This window comes from Azorhizobium sp. AG788, assembly GCF_004364705.1.
In the GTDB taxonomy this organism is placed as follows: domain Bacteria; phylum Pseudomonadota; class Alphaproteobacteria; order Rhizobiales; family Xanthobacteraceae; genus Azorhizobium; species Azorhizobium caulinodans.
Genome location: NZ_SOBM01000007.1, coordinates 207014 through 224516 on the forward strand (window position 1 = coordinate 207014; position 17503 = coordinate 224516).

General features: G+C 68.8%; 15 protein-coding genes. 9 read left to right on the top strand and 6 right to left on the bottom strand.

The window, feature by feature from the left end; genetic code table 11:
- The first annotated feature begins 51 nt into the window (after positions 1 to 51).
- Complete coding sequence (locus DFO45_RS19320) at positions 52 to 1350, top strand: NCS2 family permease (protein ID WP_133866138.1); 1299 nt, start codon at positions 52 to 54, stop codon at positions 1348 to 1350.
- A complete protein-coding gene (gene guaD / locus DFO45_RS19325) occupies positions 1347 to 2690 on the top strand; it encodes a guanine deaminase (RefSeq protein WP_245518182.1) in 1344 nt (447 codons plus the stop codon). Before DFO45_RS19320 ends, guaD begins: the two co-directional genes overlap by 4 nt.
- A 2-nt stretch (positions 2691 to 2692) precedes the next feature.
- Here the strand turns inward: guaD and DFO45_RS19330 are convergent, their stop codons facing one another.
- Together DFO45_RS19330 and DFO45_RS19335 are read right to left on the bottom strand one after the other, a co-directional pair.
- Positions 2693 to 4525, bottom strand: a complete 1833-nt coding sequence (locus DFO45_RS19330) for a sugar transferase (RefSeq protein WP_133866139.1) — start codon at positions 4523 to 4525, stop codon at positions 2693 to 2695.
- Positions 4522 to 5595: a glycosyltransferase gene (locus DFO45_RS19335; RefSeq protein WP_133866140.1), complete on the bottom strand. Its 1074-nt coding sequence runs from the start codon at positions 5593 to 5595 to the stop codon at positions 4522 to 4524. The genes DFO45_RS19330 and DFO45_RS19335 overlap by 4 nt, the downstream gene beginning before the upstream one ends.
- Positions 5596 to 5792: 197 nt before the next feature.
- Between DFO45_RS19335 and DFO45_RS19340 the strand changes: the two genes are divergently transcribed.
- The 4 genes from DFO45_RS19340 to DFO45_RS19350 all read left to right on the top strand — a co-directional run bounded on the left by DFO45_RS19340 (position 5793) and on the right by DFO45_RS19350 (position 9418).
- A complete protein-coding gene (locus DFO45_RS19340; RefSeq protein WP_133866141.1) occupies positions 5793 to 6071 on the top strand; it encodes an STAS domain-containing protein in 279 nt (92 codons plus the stop codon).
- Entirely contained in the window at positions 6068 to 6445 is a 378-nt protein-coding gene (locus tag DFO45_RS24990; protein ID WP_166657186.1) for a hypothetical protein, read from the top strand. The genes DFO45_RS19340 and DFO45_RS24990 overlap by 4 nt, the downstream gene beginning before the upstream one ends.
- Entirely contained in the window at positions 6445 to 8586 is a 2142-nt protein-coding gene (locus tag DFO45_RS19345; RefSeq protein WP_166657187.1) for an SLBB domain-containing protein, read from the top strand. Before DFO45_RS24990 ends, DFO45_RS19345 begins: the two co-directional genes overlap by 1 nt.
- Positions 8587 to 8731: 145 nt before the next feature.
- A complete protein-coding gene (locus DFO45_RS19350; RefSeq protein WP_043879819.1) occupies positions 8732 to 9418 on the top strand; it encodes a hypothetical protein in 687 nt (228 codons plus the stop codon).
- A 26-nt stretch (positions 9419 to 9444) separates the two neighbouring features.
- Here the strand turns inward: DFO45_RS19350 and DFO45_RS19355 are convergent, their stop codons facing one another.
- Together DFO45_RS19355 and DFO45_RS19360 are read right to left on the bottom strand one after the other, a co-directional pair.
- Positions 9445 to 10938 carry a polysaccharide export protein gene (locus DFO45_RS19355; protein ID WP_012173150.1) on the bottom strand — a complete coding sequence of 498 codons (1494 nt, stop codon included), beginning with the start codon at positions 10936 to 10938 and terminating at the stop codon, positions 9445 to 9447.
- Positions 10939 to 10945: 7 nt separating this feature from the next.
- Complete coding sequence (locus tag DFO45_RS19360; RefSeq protein WP_133866143.1) at positions 10946 to 11590, bottom strand: hypothetical protein; 645 nt, start codon at positions 11588 to 11590, stop codon at positions 10946 to 10948.
- A gap of 263 nt (positions 11591 to 11853) precedes the next feature.
- Here DFO45_RS19360 and DFO45_RS19365 point away from each other — a divergent pair, with 263 nt between their 5' ends.
- The 3 genes from DFO45_RS19365 (at position 11854) to DFO45_RS25125 (ending at position 14911) form a co-directional block, all read left to right on the top strand.
- Positions 11854 to 13335, top strand: coding sequence for a hypothetical protein (locus DFO45_RS19365; RefSeq protein ID WP_166657188.1), 1482 nt, complete (start codon positions 11854 to 11856; stop codon positions 13333 to 13335).
- 26 nt (positions 13336 to 13361) lie between these two features.
- Entirely contained in the window at positions 13362 to 14327 is a 966-nt protein-coding gene (locus DFO45_RS19370) for a glycosyltransferase (protein WP_133866145.1), read from the top strand.
- 74 nt (positions 14328 to 14401) lie between these two features.
- The gene (locus DFO45_RS25125) at positions 14402 to 14911 is read left to right on the top strand and encodes a hypothetical protein (RefSeq protein ID WP_208299833.1); all 510 of its coding nucleotides are present in this window, start codon (positions 14402 to 14404) and stop codon (positions 14909 to 14911) included.
- A 7-nt stretch (positions 14912 to 14918) separates the two neighbouring features.
- Here DFO45_RS25125 and DFO45_RS19380 read toward each other — a convergent pair whose 3' ends face one another.
- The gene (locus DFO45_RS19380; RefSeq protein WP_133866146.1) at positions 14919 to 16049 is read right to left on the bottom strand and encodes a glycosyltransferase; all 1131 of its coding nucleotides are present in this window, start codon (positions 16047 to 16049) and stop codon (positions 14919 to 14921) included.
- Complete coding sequence (locus DFO45_RS19385; RefSeq protein ID WP_133866147.1) at positions 16046 to 17431, bottom strand: O-antigen ligase family protein; 1386 nt, start codon at positions 17429 to 17431, stop codon at positions 16046 to 16048. Before DFO45_RS19385 ends, DFO45_RS19380 begins: the two co-directional genes overlap by 4 nt.
- Between the last annotated feature and the right edge of the window lie 72 nt (positions 17432 to 17503).

The window sequence follows — 17503 nt, forward strand, 5'->3', positions numbered from 1 at the left end:
GCAGAGCCGCTCGCAGGCGAGGGCTGGGAACTTAAACGGGGGACTGGGCTGATGCTGGAGCGGCTCTTCAAGCTGAAGGACAACGGCACCACGGTGCGCACGGAGATCATGGCGGGGTTCACCACCTTCCTCACCATGGCCTACATCATCTTCATCAACCCGAAGATCCTGGCCGATGCGGGCATGCCGCACGGCTCGGTGTTCGTGGCCACCTGCCTCATCGCGGCGCTGGGCAGCCTCGCCATGGGGCTCTATGCCAACTATCCCATCGCGATCGCCCCCGGCATGGGCCTCAACGCCTACTTCGCCTATGTGGTCGTGCTCGGCATGGGCTACACGTGGCAGATCGCGCTGGGCGCGGTCTTCATCTCCGGCGTGTGCTTCGTGCTGGTGACGCTGTTCCGCATCCGCGAGGCCATCGTCAACGGCATCCCCCATTCCATCCGCATCGCCATCACGGTGGGCATCGGGCTCTTCCTCGCCATCATCTCGCTGAAGAGCGCCGGCATCGTCGCTGCGAGCCCCGCCACCTTCGTCACTTTGGGCAATCTGCATGAACCCACGGTCATCCTCTCGGTGATCGGCTTCTTCGCGGTGGCGGTGCTCTCCGTGCTGCGCTTCAAGGGGGCGCTGCTCATCGGCATACTCGGCGTCACGGCGCTGAGCTTCTTCTTCGCGGGCAACAAGCTCTCCAGCCTCGTCTCGCTGCCGCCCTCCCTCTCGCCCACTTTGTTCGCCCTCGATATTCCGGGCGCGCTGCACGCCGGCATTCTCAATGTGGTGCTGGTGTTCTTCCTGGTGGAATTGTTCGACGCCACCGGCACGCTGATGGGCGTCGCCCGCCGCGCGGGCCTGCTCAAGGACGGCAAGATGGAGCGCCTCAACAAGGCGCTGCTCGCGGACAGCACTTCCATCCTCGCCGGTTCCATGCTCGGCACCTCCAGCTCCACCGCCTATCTCGAAAGCGCCTCCGGCGTGCAGGAGGGCGGGCGCACCGGCCTCGTGGCGGTGACGGTCGGCGTGCTGTTCCTCGCCTGCCTGTTCTTCGCCCCGCTGGCCGGCTCGGTGCCCGCCTATGCCACGGCCCCGGCACTGTTCTTCGTCGCCTGCCTGATGCTGCGCGATCTGACCGAGCTGGACTGGGAGGACATCACCGAGGTCATCCCGGCGGCGGTGACGGCGCTGCTCATGCCCTTCACCTATTCCATCGCCACGGGCGTGGCCTTCGGCTTCATCTCCTATGCGGGGCTGAAGCTCTTCACCGGCCGGGCGAAGGAGGTGAACTGGATCGTCTGGATCATCGCCGCCGTCTTCCTGTTCAAATATGCCTATGAAGGTTCCGCCGGGTGACGGGCGCCCCCCGCATCGCGCTGCGCGCCGGCGCCATCAGCTTCCGGGGCAATCCCTTCCTCGCCCCGGAGGCCGAGACGTTCGTTTACGAGAGCGATGCGCTGCTGGTGATGGAGGCCGGGCGCATCACCGCCTTCGGCCCCTATGAGGCCCTCCGGCCGAGCCTGGCGGAGGGGACGGAGATCCGGTCCTTTCCCGACGCCCTGCTCTGCCCCGGCTTCATCGACACCCATGTCCATTATCCGCAGACGGGGATGATCGCCTCCTTCGCGGGCGAGCTGCTGGAATGGCTGGAGCGCTACACCTTCCCCACCGAGCTCGCCTTCGCCGATCCCGCTCATGCGCAGGCCATGGCACGTGTGTTTTTACGCCAGTTGCTGCGCAACGGCACCACGACCGCCATGGTCTATTGCACGGTGCATCCCCATTCGGCGGAGGCGCTGTTCGCGGAAAGCCACCGCTTCGACACCCGCATGATCGCCGGCAAGGTGCTCATGGACCGCAACGCCCCCGAGGGCCTGCTGGATGAGAGCGTCGCCCGCAGCATCGCGGAGAGCGAGGCGCTGATCGCCCGCTGGCACGGCACCGGCCGCCAGCTCTATGCGGTGACACCGCGCTTCGCCGGCACCTCGACGCCGGAGCAGCTTGAAGCCGCCGGCCATCTGCTGAAGCGCCACGCGGGCCTGTTCCTCCAGACCCACCTCTCCGAGAACCGCAAGGAGATCGAATGGATCGCCGGCCTCTTCCCGGAGCGGGCGGATTATCTCGATGTCTATGCCCATGCCGGGCTCGTCGGCCCGCGCGCCGTGTTCGGGCACGGGGTGCATGTGAGCGAGGGCAATCTGTGCACCTGCCACGAGACCGGGGCGGCGCTCGCCCATTGCCCCACCTCCAACCTCTTCCTCGGCTCGGGGCTCTTCCGCCTGTTCGATGCGCTCGATCCGCGCCGGCCGGTGCGCGTCGGCCTCGGCACGGACGTGGGGGCGGGCACCAGCTTCTCCCAGCTCGCAAGCCTGAACGAGGCCTACAAGGTCGCGGCCCTCCAAGGCGGGCGGCTCGATGCGGTGAAGGGCTTCTATCTCGCGACGCTGGGCGGCGCCCATGCGCTGCATCTGGACGACCGGCTGGGGCGTCTCGCGCCGGGCTATGAGGCGGATGTGTGCGTGCTGGACCTCAAGGCCACCGAGCTGCTGGCCCTGCGTACCACCCGCAGCGACGACATCAGCGACCAGCTCTTCGCCCTCATGACGCTGGGCGATGATCGCGCCATCCGCGCCACCTATGTGGCCGGCCGCTGCGCCTATGACCGCGACCGGGCCGAGCCGTTCCAATACGCCTGAGGCTACTGCCCCTTCCCCAGCACCATCACCGCCGCCGTGCGGAAGATGATGGCAAGGTCAGTCTTGATCCAGTCCCACGGGTCCAGCAGGCGCATGGCGTAAGCGTGGTCGTAGCCGACCTTGGAGCGCACGTCCTCGATGGAGCCGTCATAGCCCTGGTTCACCTGCGCGAGGCCGGTGATGCCGGGGCGGAGGCCGTGGGTGCGCTCCACATAGAAGGGAATTTCCTTCTCCAGCTTCAGGAAGAAGGCGGGCCGCTCCGGGCGCGGGCCGACAATGGACATATCGCCCTTCAGCACATTGATGGCCTGCGGCAGCTCGTCAATGCGGGTCTTGCGCATGAAGCGGCCGATGGGGGTGATGCGCGGATCGTTCGCTGTCGCCCACACCGGGCCGGTTCGCGCCTCCGCATCCACATACATGGTGCGGAACTTGAAGAGATAGAACAGGTCCGTGCGCGTCTCCGTGGAGCGGCCGACACGGATCTGGCGATAGAAGATCGGCCCCTTCGAGGTGAGCTTGATGGCGAGCGCCACCGGCAGGAACACCAGCGCCAGCACGAGAAAGGCGATGGCGCCCACCACGATGTCGAAGGCGCGCTTGCCCACCCGCACCACCGGGTGAACGTAATCGAGTTCCGGCTCGCCCGCAGCGCTCATGCCCGCCTTGCTCTCCGCGGCGCGGCCCCAGCGTCCCCGGTCCTTGCCGGTGAGCTGGCGCAGCGCGCCGATCAGCCCCGCTCCGTGCCCTTCCACGAAATAACCCGCGAACCGCAGCACGCGCGGCAGAGGCGCGGCGGATTTCGCGATGGCGAACAGGGCGAGCCCGTAGAAGGCCACCTGCCCGACCAATAGCAGGCGGTAGAGTGTTAGCGGATAGAAGGCAAGGAGGAGATTGAAGACAAACAGGGTTACCAGAAGGAAGGGCACGAAGGCCCGCAACGCCTTGCCGGAGAGGAAGATGAAGGCGAGGCCCGGCCGGCGCGGATCACCCAGCCGCCACAGCCACAGCGCCTGCTGCACATTGCCGGAGGCGATGCGCACCCGGCGGCGGAACTCCTGCGCCCGGTGGGTGCGCTCCTCCTCCGTCGCCACGATGGCGCGGTCATAGACGGCCCCCGCCCCTGCCGCGACCATGCGCATGGGCAGGATGACATCGTCATTGATGGTGTGCGGCGGCAGCGGCGCCCAGAGTTCCCGCCGGAACATGTAGAAGGCGCCGTGGCAGCCGATGGGCGCGGCGAGCGCCGCCTCGTCCGCCTTGATGGCGGTCTGGTAGCGCCAGTAGCCCGCCTCCCCGGCGCTGCCCGCCGCCCGCAGGGCATAGGTGCCCGCCACCACGCCGATGCGCGGCTCGGCGAAATGCGCCGCCGCCCGGCGCAGGGCATCGGGCGAGAGGCTGGCGGAGACGTCCGAGAGCGCGACAAGGCCGGGCGGCAGACCGGCGATCACCTCGTTCAGCACCGCCACCTTGCCCCGGTTGACCGGGAAATCGCGCACCTCGGCATTGAGGCCAGCGCAGGCCTCCGAGGCCAGAGCCGCGCGCGCCGCCTCGGGCGTGCCGTCGGTGCAGCCGTCGCAGGCGACGATCACCTTCAGCCGGTCGCGGGGATAATCGAGGGCCGCGCAGTCCTTCAGCTTGGCGGCGATGAAGGCCGCTTCCTGATAGGCCGGCACCACCAGCGTGATGACGGGCAGGCCGGCCTCCGGCACCGGCGGCGGCACCGGGCGCGGACCGCGCCTCCGGGCCAGCGCGCGCAACAAGGCCGGGAACACCGCATGGTGATAGGCGACGAGCGCAAGGCTGAGCCAGAACAGCAGTTCCAGCGCGATCATGCCGCCTCCGGAGTGAGCAGCCTCCTGTAGTCCGCCACCATGCGGTCCCAGGAGAAATGGCCGGTGACGAAGGCGCGCGGATCACCCGCCGGGGGATGATCGAGGCGCAGGTTGAGGGCCGCCGCCAGTGCCGGCGGGTCTTCGGGCGGCACGGCAAGGCTCACATCCGGGCACAGCCCCTCGCGCACCGAGCCGACGTCGCTTGCCACCACCGGAATGCCGCAGGCCTGCGCCTCCAGCACCGAGAGCGGCAGGCCCTCCGCGCGCGAGGGCAGGGCCACCACGTCGAAGGCGGGATAGAGCGCCTCCATGTCGGCGCGATAGCCGAGGAAGATCACCCGGTCGGCAATGCCGAGTTCCGTCGCCAGGGTGCGGAACATGCGCTCATGCGACCCCTGCCCGGCGAGCACCGCGACCGCCCCCGGCACCTGCGCGAAGGCGCGCAGGAAGACATCCTGCCCCTTCACATGCTCCAGCCGCCCCGACACGCCGACGATGCGGGCCTCCACGGGCAGGTCAAAGCGGCGCCGGGCCTCGGCGCGGTCCTGCGGCCGGAAGCGGTCCGTATCCACCGCATTGCGGATCACCGTCACCGGGCAGCCCGGCATGACGGTGGCCATCTCGTCCGCCACGGCCTGCGAGACCGCCACCACGCGCGGCCGCACCAGACGCGCCACCATGCCGGCGATCCAGCGGTGGCGGGGGTCGTCATAGTGCCAGACGTCGTGCTCCACATGCGCGATCACCGGCACGCCGGCGAGGCGGGCGGCGAGCGTGCCGTAGAGCAGCGGGCCCACATGATGGGTCAGGACGGCGCGGGGCCGCAGCGCCCGCAGGTGGCGGGCGAGCTTGGGGATGAGACCGGGCGTCAGCCCCTGCGCCTTGCCCATGCCGATCATCGCATCGGGCGGCAGCGGAATGTCCGGCCAGGCGGCGAGGATCGCTTCGGCCGTCAGTTCCAGGCTGACGATGGGATTGTCCCCCCCGAGGCGGCGCGACAGATCGATGGCCAGAACCTCGAGGCCACCCGGTGTCAGGCGCTGGACGATCTGAACAATTCCACCCGGCACGGACGACTCCCGCACGGCGCGCCACGCCCATGCTTGCAATGCTTTACCGGTTATTAAGGTAAATCGATTGTTCTGGCGATGGATAACACCGCTCTGCGTCGGTCGGTTCTCTCTTCCCGGAAGGAGAAATTTGGCCGCACCCGTCAGACGCGGTGCGAAGACTATGCATAAGCCGCGATGATGAGAGCGGGGGCTCCATGCCGAAGGTGGTCGAGATCGCGGGAGACATGGATGCCGCCGCCATGGCCGAACTCAAGGCAACGTTCGAGACCTTGGGCGGCACGGCGGACGATGTGGTGCTGGATCTGGCGCAGGTGGAATTCATGGATTCCTCGGGCGTCGGCGGCATCGTGTTTCTCTACAAGCGCCTGAAGATGAACGGCCACCGGCTCAGCCTGGTGGGCGCCGGCGGGCAGCCGCTCCAGCTTCTCACCCATTTGCGGATGGCCGACCTCATCGCGGAGCAAAGACCGTGAGCCAGCACCGGGCACCGGGCGTCCTGAAGATGGCAGCGCTGGCCGCCGCCTGCCTCGCGCTCGCGGGCTGCGAGGCCAGCACCTTCCTGCCATGGCCCGACGAGGGCCGGGGCGGCCTCGCCGAACGCCGCCCGTCCACCGATGCGCGCATCGACAACCTCTCCGACCAGTTGGTCGTGCTCATCTCGCGGAACGCCCGTTACTACGCCGCCGCCGACACGGCGGACGCCGAGCGTCTCCTGATCCAGATCCGGCGGCAGTCGGAGGGAGGCTTCCCCGAGGATACCGAAATCGACATCGCCCGCTTCAAGCAGAAGCTGGCGATGATCGAACGCCAGTTGCCGCGGCGCGCCGCACAGAGCGGGAGCCGCTGATGGGCCGCCTCCCCGTCCCTCTGCTCGCTGCCATCCTGGCCTTTCTCGCGTTCGCGCTGCCCGGCGTCCTGCACGCCCAGCAGCCTGCGGCGGCGGATCGGGCCATTCGGCTGCGCGTTGGCGACGTGCTGGCCATCACGCTGCCGGGCGAGTCCGTCTTCAACAAGGATTTCGCGGTGGACCGCAACGGTCGCATCACCTTGCCGGAAGTCGGCGAGGTGGACGTGGCCGGGCGCACCATGCCCGAAGCCATCACCATCGTGCGCAACGCCCTCGCCCGCGCCTATCGCGACCTCTCCCGCCTCCAGGTGGGCCTGAAGGAGCGCCGGCTGGTGGTGACGGTGCTGGGTTATGTGGTCAATCCGGGCGAGGTGAACCTGCCCGTGGACGCCGGCATCCAGCAGGCGATCGGCGCCTCCGGCGGGCTCCAGCAGGGCGCCCAGCTGGACAAGCTCCAGCTGCGCCGCGACGGCAAGACCTCGACCTTCGACTACAAGAAATATCTCGACACCGGCGATGTGACGCTGATCCCCCAGCTCCAGCCGCTGGACGAGATCTTCGTGCCTTCGTCTCCCGCCACCGGCAACGTGCAGATCAACTTCGATGCCCGCACCCTCGCCGACCAGGGCGACGCGGCCGACGCGACCTCGGCGGTGAAGGTGTTCGGGGAGGTCACGCGCGCCGGCTCGTTCGGCTACAAGCCCGGCCTCACGGTCGTGGACATGATCCTGCGCGCGGGCGGCATCACCCAATATGCCTCCGTCGAGCAGATCCGCGTGATGAACGGCGGCGAACCGATCATCTTCAACATGAAGAAATATCTGGACACGGGCGACGAGAAGCTGCTGCCGCCGCTCAGCCCCGGCGCCATCATCTTCGTGCCGAAGCAGGCGGACGAGATCCGCCGCTCCGTGCGCACCGTCTATGTGATCGGCGAGGTGAACCGCCCCGGCCCCATCGAGGCGCCCCCGGATTCCCGGCTGATGGAAATCCTCGCCAATGCCGGCGGCCCGACCCGCTATGCGGAAACCCGCAACATCCGGGTGCTCAAGGCCGACGGCGGCGTGGAACCCTTCGATCTCGTGGCCTACACGGAGGGCACCTCCACCCGGCTGCCGCTGATCCTGCCGGGTGACGCCATCTTCGTTCCGGAGAAGATCGAGACCTCGGACCGCCCCTCGTGGCTGAAGGTGGCGCCGAACCGCGCCGTCCAGGTGATGGGCGAGGTGAACCGCCCCGGCCGCTATGAATGGTCGGACGAGATGAGCCTGCTCGACCTCCTCGGCGAGGCCGGCGGCCCCAACCAGCGCGCCGACATCGCCCATCTCCAGATCCTCCAGTCGGAGAAGGATACGGCGACCCCCGTCACCTTCGACCTCCAGGCCTTCCTCAGCAATGGCGGCAGCCTGAACCAGCTTCCCAAGATCCGGGCGGGCAACGTCATCCGCATGCCCTCGCTGCCGGAATCGCCCATCGACAACAAGGCGAAGTGGGTGCAGCTGGCGAAGGAGGACGTGATCTACATCATGGGCCAGGTGCAGATCCCCGGCCGCTACGCCTTCAACAAGAACATGTCCTTCCTGGACATCCTGTCCGCCGCAAACGGCCCGACCCAGACCGCCGACCTGCGCAACGTGCGTGTGTCGCACCGCGGCCTGCCGGGATCGAAGGTCACGCAGGTGAACCTCGCCCAGTATTTCGCGACGGGTGACGACAAGCTGCTGCCGCGGGTGAAGACCGGCGACGTCATCTTCATCCCGGACCGGGCGAACAAGGAGTGGTTCGACGACAGCAAGGAGAGCACCGTGCGCGTGCTCGGCGCCGTCGCCCGTCCCGGACGTTACCGCTTCGATAACAGCATGACGCTGCTCGATCTGCTGGCGGAAGCCGGCGGCCCCACCAGCGACGCCTACCAGCAGAAGATCGTGGTGGTGAACCTCGGCTGCTGCCGCGAACAGGCCCGGATCTTCGATCTGATCCAGTTCGCCAAGACCGGCGACATCCGCCTCTTGCCGGTGGTACAGGCGGGTGACACGGTCTATGTGCCGACCACGGCGCAGAGCGGCTGGAAGATATTCATGGACGGCGTGCAGAATGTCCTGCCCATCGTCTCGCTGATCGCCTTCCTCTCGGGAGGCTAGGACCCGGCGCATGCGGTCCGGCGGGAGCGGTGTGACCCACTCCTGCGGACGGGTTACGATCCGGCGTGCCGGCGGCCATCGGATGGGAACCGGGAGACAGGACGCACGGGCAGCCGCTCCGGCTGTCCGGGACGGGAGAGGGTTCATGTGGGGCAGAGGCCTTCGCGAGGTCGAATCCGTCTACCTCGCCACGTTCGGACAGGGCGTGCGGGTGGTCGGCGTGACCGGCGTGGTCAGCGGCAGCGGCGTCTCCACGCTCGCGGCAGCGCTCGCGGAGCGCGCCAAGCGGCGGAACCGCACGCTGCTCATCGGCCTCTCGGATCCCACCGCCGCGGTTCCCGCACAGGCCACCCGCTGGTCGCCGGAGGACGCGGACCTCACCCCCTACATCGAGGAAGACCCGCGCGGCTTCGACCGGCTCCAGGCCTCGCCTTTGCCCGAGGCCAGCTTCGCCTTCCGCAATGCGCTCGCCATCCGCAACATGCTGGACGGGCTGATGCGCTCCTATGACGCCATCGTGCTCGATCTCGCCGCCGTGGAGCCGAGCGAACGCGTCGCCGTACCGGTCACCGCCATCGCCTCGGCCTGCGAGAGCATCGTGGTGGTGTGCCTCGCCGGCCGGGTCACGCGCGCCATGCTGAACCGTGCCGCCAGTGCGCTGCGCCAGGCGAATGCGCCCATCCAGGGCATCGTGGTGAACGACCGCTTCAATCCCACCCCGGGCGAAGAGCTGGCGGCCGAGGCCGAGCGCCTCATGCCCTTCGCGCCGGATCTCGTGCAGCGCTTCATCTCCGCCGTGCGCGGCAGCCGGATGCTCAATACCAAGCTGTGAGCGGGCGCCGCGAAGGCGGCCCGTCCTCAGGCGGCGTAGGGGCGCGGCTGGGCTTCCTGTGGCGAGATGCGCGGCACACGGGCGATGACCGGCACGCCGAGGATGCGGGCAAAATCCGCCGGCCGCCGCAGGCGGGTGTCGAGCAGCTCGCTCGCCGCCGCAAGGGCCCCGCCCACCGCAAAGCCCGAGATGATCCCCGCCAGCACATAGAGCGCATAGCCGGGGGTGACCTTGGATGCCGGATCGGACGGGGTTTCCAGCACCTTCACGCGCTCGGGCGCCTCGAACACGCCGAGCGCACCGGTGACGCGCGCCATCTCGTAGCGCTTGGCCAGCGATTCATAATTATCCCGCGCGAAGGACACTTGGCGCTCCAGCTGCTGCTGCTGCTGGTCGATGGGGCCGAACTCGGCAATATCCCTCTGGAGCACCGCGATGACCTTGCGCAGCTGGTCCACCTCGCTCTCGATGGCGGTGCGCTTGCTCTGCTGCTCCTGCAGGCGCTGGAGCTGAGAGACGAGGAGCGGGGTCGCATTGCGGTCGCTGTCATTGCCGCGCTGGTCGCCGGCCGGCGCAGTGCCGACGCCGGCGGCGATGTTCCACAGCCGATCGAGATCGGTGGTGGAGATGGCGTGGCTGTCGTTCAGGAGGTGGCGCCGCTCCTCCTCCAGCCGCTGGAGGCGCCATTCGGCCGCCTGCACGAGGCTGTGCTCGTCGGTGTAGCGGGCGCGCAGGGAAGCCAGTTCGGCCGAGGCCTGGACGATGTTCTCCTCGATCCGGCCGATGAGCGGGTTGGTGCTGGCGAGCCGCTTGCGCAGTTCCTCCATGGTGGCCCCGGCGATGCTGAGGTCCATCTCCTTGGACTGGAGCTGCTGCTCCAGCGTGGCGAGGCGCTGAACCGTGCTGTTGTAGAGCGCCGGGAGCTTGTCGGCATTGGCCGTGCGGAAATCGAGCAGCGCCTTCTCGGCACCATCGAGGGCACGCCGCCGCTCGGACATCTGGTCCTTCAGGAAGCGCTCGCTGTCCTGCACCGCCGTGCGCTCGGGCGACACGAGGCGCTCCACGAAGCGGCGGGACAGGGCCTGGAGGGTCTGGGCGGGGGAATTGGGATCCATGCTGCGGACCCGCATCTCGATGATGTCGGAGCCGACGAGCTGGATGGTCACCGCCTCGGAGAGCGCCTTCACCAGATCATCCCGCTGCTTGGGCGGGGTCTCGGGCGTCACCCGGTGGAGGTCTTCCAGCACCTTGCCCAGCACCACCTCGGAATGGGCGAGCGCGATGAGCGCCGACATGCGCTCCTTGAGGTTCGGATTGACCGCGATGTCGTTGAGGATCGGGTTGAGCTTGGAGGGCTCCTGCACCAGCAGCGTCATCCGCGCCTCATAGCGGGCGGGCGCGATGGCAGCGGCGACGAGCGCCAGCGGCGGCAGCAGCAGGATCGGGATGATGGCCAGAAACCGCCGGCGCCAGGCGACCTGGGCGACATAGGCAAACGTATCCGAAGCGGTCTCGAACATCTCGTCTTCAGTCCATCGCTCCAACCACGATCCGCACCGTATCCGGCACGAATTCGGGATCGTAATGCTGGCGCGCATTCACGGTGGCTGGCAGCAGCGATCTTACCGTGCGCAGCCGCCGGTTCGCCAGCAGGGCCTGATCAAAAGCGCTGCCGCTCCCGCCCGGACCTGCGGTTATCATTACCTGGGTCTTATCGCTCACCTTCGCCGCCTTCCAGGCCTTCTGGAACGCGGCCAGCTCCCGCTCGGGCGGCTGGTCGGTGGTGCCCTCGAACACGATCTCGAACTCGCGCGGCACCGGGGCCGTCCGCGCCGGCTTTCCGGCGGCCGATGCGGCGATGCCGGCCGGGGCCGGCGCCGCGGGTGCGCCACCGGTTGCGGGCCCTCCAGCCGGGGCGGGAGCCTGCGCGCCATCGCCCCCCTGGGCGGGCGCAGCTCCCTCGGCGCGGGCGCGGGCCAGGATGTCCTGCACCGATGTGGAGCGGGCCGCCGGATCGCCGGCATTGGCCTGCTCGCGGGCCTCGCGGAGCTTTTCCTCCGCGACCACGGTCGCCTGCACATTGGGGGGGATCATGGAGATGGGATCGGCCGGCGTGGTCGTGCAGCCGGCCAAAACGGCCGCGAGCGGCGCCAGCACGCAGCCGGCCCGCATCCACCGCCCTCCCAGACCACCTGACCCGATCATTCTCACGCCCGTCTTCCGCCGCACACCGAATCGCCAGTCTTCACTGTCGCCCAAAGCCGGTCATTTTGCGACCGAACACAATACCTTGTTACCGCCAGAGAAACGGTTGGCGTTGGCGGTGAAACATGCTTTTCATCACCGGCGCGCCAGCGGGGTGGTTCATGCAACGGCAGTCTTTTTCTGATCTTTCCGCGTCCGGGGAGGACCGGACGCGCCTGCCGGCGTCGATGATGCTCGTCCTCGCGGGGCTGATCCTCACCTCCTACGCAGCCAAGCTCGTGGTGTTCTGGCTGGCGCCGAACATGAGCTATGCGGACGTGACCTTCCAGTATCTGGAGCAGGCGCACCGGCTCATGTACGGGCGGGGCCTGCTGCCGTGGGAGTTCGTCTCCGGCGCGCGGCCCTGGCTGGTGCCCGGCCTCATCTGGCCCGGCATGGAGGCGGCCCGTCTTCTGGGCGGTCAGGCGCAGGCGCAGATCTTCGGCGCAACGGCCGTGTGCAGCCTCATGTCCCTGCTGGTGATCCCGCCCGCCTTCCTGTGGGGCTGGCGCCATGCGGGCAGCGTGGGCGCCGTGGTCTGCGGGGCGCTCGCCGCCTACTGGTTCGAGACGGTCTACTACGCCGGCCAGCCCTTGCAGGACACCATCGCCACCTTCCTGCTCGTTCCCGGCGTCTATCTCGCCTATCCGGACGGGCCGGCGCGCAGCTTCCGGCGCCTCGTCCATGCGGGCCTCTGGCTCGGCGCGGCGCTCGCCTTCCGGATCCAGCTCGGGCCCATCGTGCTGCTGGTGGGCGTGTGGGTGGCCCGGCTCGACATCCGCCGCTACGCCGCCTTCGTGCTCGGCGGCATCGGGCCGCTGCTCTTCCTGGGGCTGCTGGACTGGGCCACCTGGGGCATGCCCTTCCAGTCCATCATCAAATACGTGAAATACCAGAGCTCCAGCATCGGCGAGACCGGCGAGGGCCGCTTCGGCTTCGTGCCCTGGTATCACTACCCCGGCTGGATCCTCGCCTACTGGTCGGGCGCCTTCGCCCTCATCGTCCTGACCGCGCTTGCGGCCGTGAAGCGCCTGCCGCTGCTGCTGGCCATTCCGCTCTTCAATCTGGCGGTGCTCGAAACCATCGCCATGAAGCACCCGCGCTATCTTTATCCCGGCGTACCCTTCGTGCTGGTGCTCGCCGGCATCGGCGGATCGCTGCTGGCGCTCCGGCTGTGGGAGGGGCGCGTGCCGCGCTGGCGCATCGGCGCCATCGGCGCCGTGTTCGTGGCGCTCACCTCCGGCCTGCTCGGGGGCTTCGGCTATTTCGCCGCCACCTTCTCGCTGGGGCGCGGCACCATCCTCGCCACCCGCGCGGTGAATGCGGACCCGCAAAGCTGCGGCCTCGCCATCGCGCCGGGCAGTTCCTGGTGGCTGAGCGGCGGCTATGTCTATCTCAATGCCGACAAGGGCCTCTACGGCATCACCGCCGCCGATCCCGACTTCAAGGCGAAGAGTGCTGCCTTCAATTATATCCTCACCACCACCGAACTGCCGGGCGAGCCCATGGAGGACTTCACCGGCACCGGTTATGAGAAGATCGCCTGCTATGCCAACGGCACGCGCGGCCCGGCGTGCTTCTGGCGCCGTCCGGGCACGTGCGACGCCAAGGCGGCCCCGCCCTTGAAGGCAAGCCTGCCGCCATGGCTCGATGAGGCAAAGGGCCGGCCCTGATCCGGCGCGAGGAGACAGCCGCGCCCATGCGCATCGTCACGAATTGGCCGGCGATCCCGGAGCGCTGGCAGGCGGCCAACGGGCGCAGCGGCAGCGCCGTTCACGCGCGCACGCTGGCCGACCTGCGCGACGCAGCGGAATCACAGGACAGCGTCTATCTCGTCAATTGCGATCCCGGCCTCACCATGGGCGTCGCGCTGGCGAACCTGCGCCCCGGCGCCCGGCGCCCGCTCGTTGCTTCCGACATGGTGCTGCGGCGGCCGGAGGGGCTGAAGGGCCACCTGCTGCATCCGCTGAAGCGGGCGCTGCTCTCGCGGGCGGACCTCTACATCAATCTGTTCCGCGACGTGCGGGGCCTGACGGAAGTCTTCGGCATCCCTGCCGAGCGCTGCGCCTTCGTGCCCTTCAAGGTCAACCTGACCGAGGCGGAGATGGCCGCATCTCCGGTGGCGGAGGACTACGTGCTCTGCTTCGGGCGCTCCATGCGCGACTTCGACACCTTCTTCGCCGCCATGGAACGGCTGCCCTGGCCGGGCGCGATCGCCCGCGCGCGGCCCGCGGACCTCGCCGCCCACGGGGCACGTTTCACGTGGAACCCTGACCATCTGCCCGCCAATGTTCTCCAGCTCGACGATGACGGCACGCCGGCGGCGCAGGCCCGGATGCTGGCGCGGGCGAAGCTGGTGGTCATCCCCGTGCTGAAGTCCTCCATTGTCGCCTCGGGCATCTCCACAGCCCTCAACGCCATGCGGCTGGGCAAGTGCGTCATCGGCAGCGAGGGGCCGGGCATGTCCGACGTCTTCGCAAGCGAAGCCCTGACCGTTCCGGCCGAAGACCCTGCCGCGCTCGCCGCGATGATCGACCGCGCCTGGCGGGACGATGACCTGCGCCACCGCACCGCCGCAGCCGGCCTCGCCTATGCCGCGGCACAGGGCGGCGAGGGGGATCTTGCCCAGCGCATCGTCGACATGATGGCCGAACGCATTCCCTAGCGGAAATCACATCGGTTCCCCGCTGGAACCGCCGCTCCGGCCCGCTCGTTGACTCGGTCATGGAGGACGGAGCGATGAAAAAGCAGATGATGGTGGCCCTTCTGGGCTTCGGACTGGTCGCCTCGCCCGTGGCGGCGCAGGGCGTGGTGCGCGGCGCGCAGGAAGGCGCGGCGGTCGGCAACAATGCGGCCGGCCCCGTGGGCGGCGCGGTCGGCGGTGTCGTGGGTGGCGTGGCTGGCGGTGTCGCGGGCGGCGTGAAGGGCGTGCTCGGCATTCCCCAGAACACCCGCACCCACAAGGCCCGCACGACCAAGAAGGCCGGCACCTCGACCGTGGCCAAGACCACCAAATCGGACAAGGGTGACCGGGTGACCCAGGAGCCGTCCACGCCGCAGGGCCAAGGCGTCAATCCGGCCGACGCGGGCACGGCGACCGCCCGCTCGAACGCGCCGTCACCAACGACGGCCACCACCACGACCACGGCGGCACCGAATACGACGCCGCCCGCCGCTCAGGCCCAGCCGGCCCCGCAGCCGCAGCCCGCGCAGGCCGCCCCGGCCCCGAGCACCGGCACGGCGCAGTAACGCGCGCTCACAGCGCGTCGAGGGCGGCGGAAAGCCTCGCTGCCCTCGCATCCCAGCCCTCCGCAGCGACGGCCGCCTTCCGGGCGGTGCCGTTGTGGTCCTGTGCCGCGCCACGGATGGCAGGCGTGAGGTCGCCACCGGGATCGATGGCATGGACCAGCCCCTCATACGGCGTGAGAGCGGGAAAGCGCGTGGCCGCGACGGGGGTCCCGCTGGCCAGATATTCTCGCAGCTTCAGAGGATTGCAGGCGCGGATCTGGGGTGTGTCGCGGAAGGGAATGAGCGCCACATCCCAATGCTGCACATATCCCGGCAATGCGGTGTGCGGACGCGGCCCGAGGAAGCGCACATTCGGCAGCCCGGCCAGTGGTGACACGTCCGTCTGGACCGGCCCGATGAAGACGAAGCGCCAATCCGGAAGCGCCTGCGCCGCCCGCACCAGCATGCCGATGTCCAGCCAGTCCGACACACTGCCGTAGAAGCCCGCAACCCGACCTTCCGGGAGATCGGCCGGGCGGGCGCACGGCGTCGCGAACAGATCATAGTCCACGCCATGGGGCAGGAGGAGCACGTTGCGGCCGGCGAAGCGCTCGGCCAAGGGCGCGCTGGCAGCCACGATCAGGTCCGCGCACGCCGCGAGCCGGGCCTCCATCTCCAGCACGGGTGCATGATCGACGCCGGTGAGGGCGCCGAAGTCGTCGCCGCAATAATAGACGACCGCCCGCTCGCCCAGCGCCCCCACCACGCTCACCGCGCTCGGGAGCGAGGCCCACAGGATGGGGCGCTCCATGCCCATCTCCGCCATCACCTGCCGCACCTGCCGACCGATGAGGCGGCGATTGACCGCCTCCGCCAGATGGCTGCCCGGCCAGGGAATGGCGAGGGGCGAGAGAATGCGGGCGGGACGGGGCCCCTCAGGTTCGGGCATGGACGCCGGACGGGGCGGGGCGCGTCCGGCGATGGCGCGGGCCTTGGCGAGGAGGCGCGCGAGATCGCGGGCATCGAGGCGCGGGCGGCGCAGGCCGATGGAGTTCACCCAGAGCACGGACCGTTCGGCCGCAAGGCGCGAGACGAGATGCTGGGTCGAGGACGGATGGGCGCCCCAATCCTCGCCGAACACCACGAGCGGAGCGCTCATGCGCGCTCGCCGATGCCGGTCGCGACCGGCAGGAAGGGACCGGCCACCGGCACCTCGCTGCCTGGGTCGCGCGGCTCGGACAGGGCGCGGGCCAGCGCCACCGTCAGCGCGAGGGTGACATAGATGGGCCAGGACAGGCCTTGCGTGAGGAAGGTGCCGGACACGCAGAAGCCGGCGAGGCCCGAGGTCAGCGCGAGCGCGGCGGTGGAGAAGCGCGGGTCGACGCCATGGCCCTGCGCCACGCTGAGACAGCGCAGGCTGAGGCGGATCAGCATGCCGATCATGGTGATGAAGGAGGTGAAGCCGAGGAAACCCGTCTCGGCCAGCACGCCGAACCATGTGGAATGGACCGCATGCTCATGCCCGTCCCATTCCGGCGTGTAGAAATAATAGTTGAGCGGGAAGGTGTTGAGACCGACGCCGAGCAGCGGATGGGCCTTCACCATGTTCCAGGCCGTGCGCCACGCGATGAGGCGGCCCTCGGACGATTCGTCGATGCCCTGCTCCGCCGCACCGCCGGACGAGCGCCCGGAAATGCCCGCCACCGCATAGAGCAGCACCATGGCGCAAACGCCGATGATGCCCACCAGCATCTTGTTCTTCACATAGCGGCTGCCGATCACCGCCGTCACGGTCGCAAGGCCCAGAAGGCCGCCGCGGCTCTGGGTGCAGATGATTGCCGCCACCACGAAGCCGAAGCCGACAAGGCCGTAGAAGCGGTTGAGGAGATTGGTGCGAGCCACCACCAGCGCACCGGCAAAGCTCAGGGGGAAGAGCAGCGCCAGGGCAAGGTCGTTGGGATCGCCCAGCACCGAGCCCACGTCGCGGCCGATGGTGACGCGGGTGCCCTCCACGAGCCCGATGCCGTGCATCTTGTTGTAGATGGCGACACAGGAGACCGCGATGCCCGCCAGCACGATGGTCTGGCCGGCGAGCTGGAAGTCCGCCGCCTTGCGCGTGCACCAGGCGATCAGCAGGGTCATCAGGGCGACCTTGCTGAAGGAATCCGACCAGAACAGGAAGGACGTGTCCCGCCCGCTGGAGGTGAAGATGGACGCGGTGCAGAAGGTGAAGAAGACCGCGAAGGCGGTCAGTTCGCGCGACCAGTAGGGCCGGATGGAGCGCATCAGCACCAGGTGCCAGAAGGTGACGATCAGGATCAATTGCGCCAGCAATTGCGGGATGCGCAGCGGGCTCAGGACCGGAAACGCCTCGTGGATGCGCAGGAACGAGAAGCAGACGAACATGATGCAGGGCACGGAGGGGCGCTTGAAGGCCAGCACCACCACCACGAAGCCCGCGGAGATCAGCAGCGGCATCTCGAGGCCCGGCTGCTTCATCCAGGAATAGAAGACCAGCGCGACGCACAGCAGCGCGATCACGATTTCCCAGATGTGCCCGTCCCCCGTCGGGAAAGGACGGCGCGGGGCGGCACGCTGAAAGCTTTCGTCTGT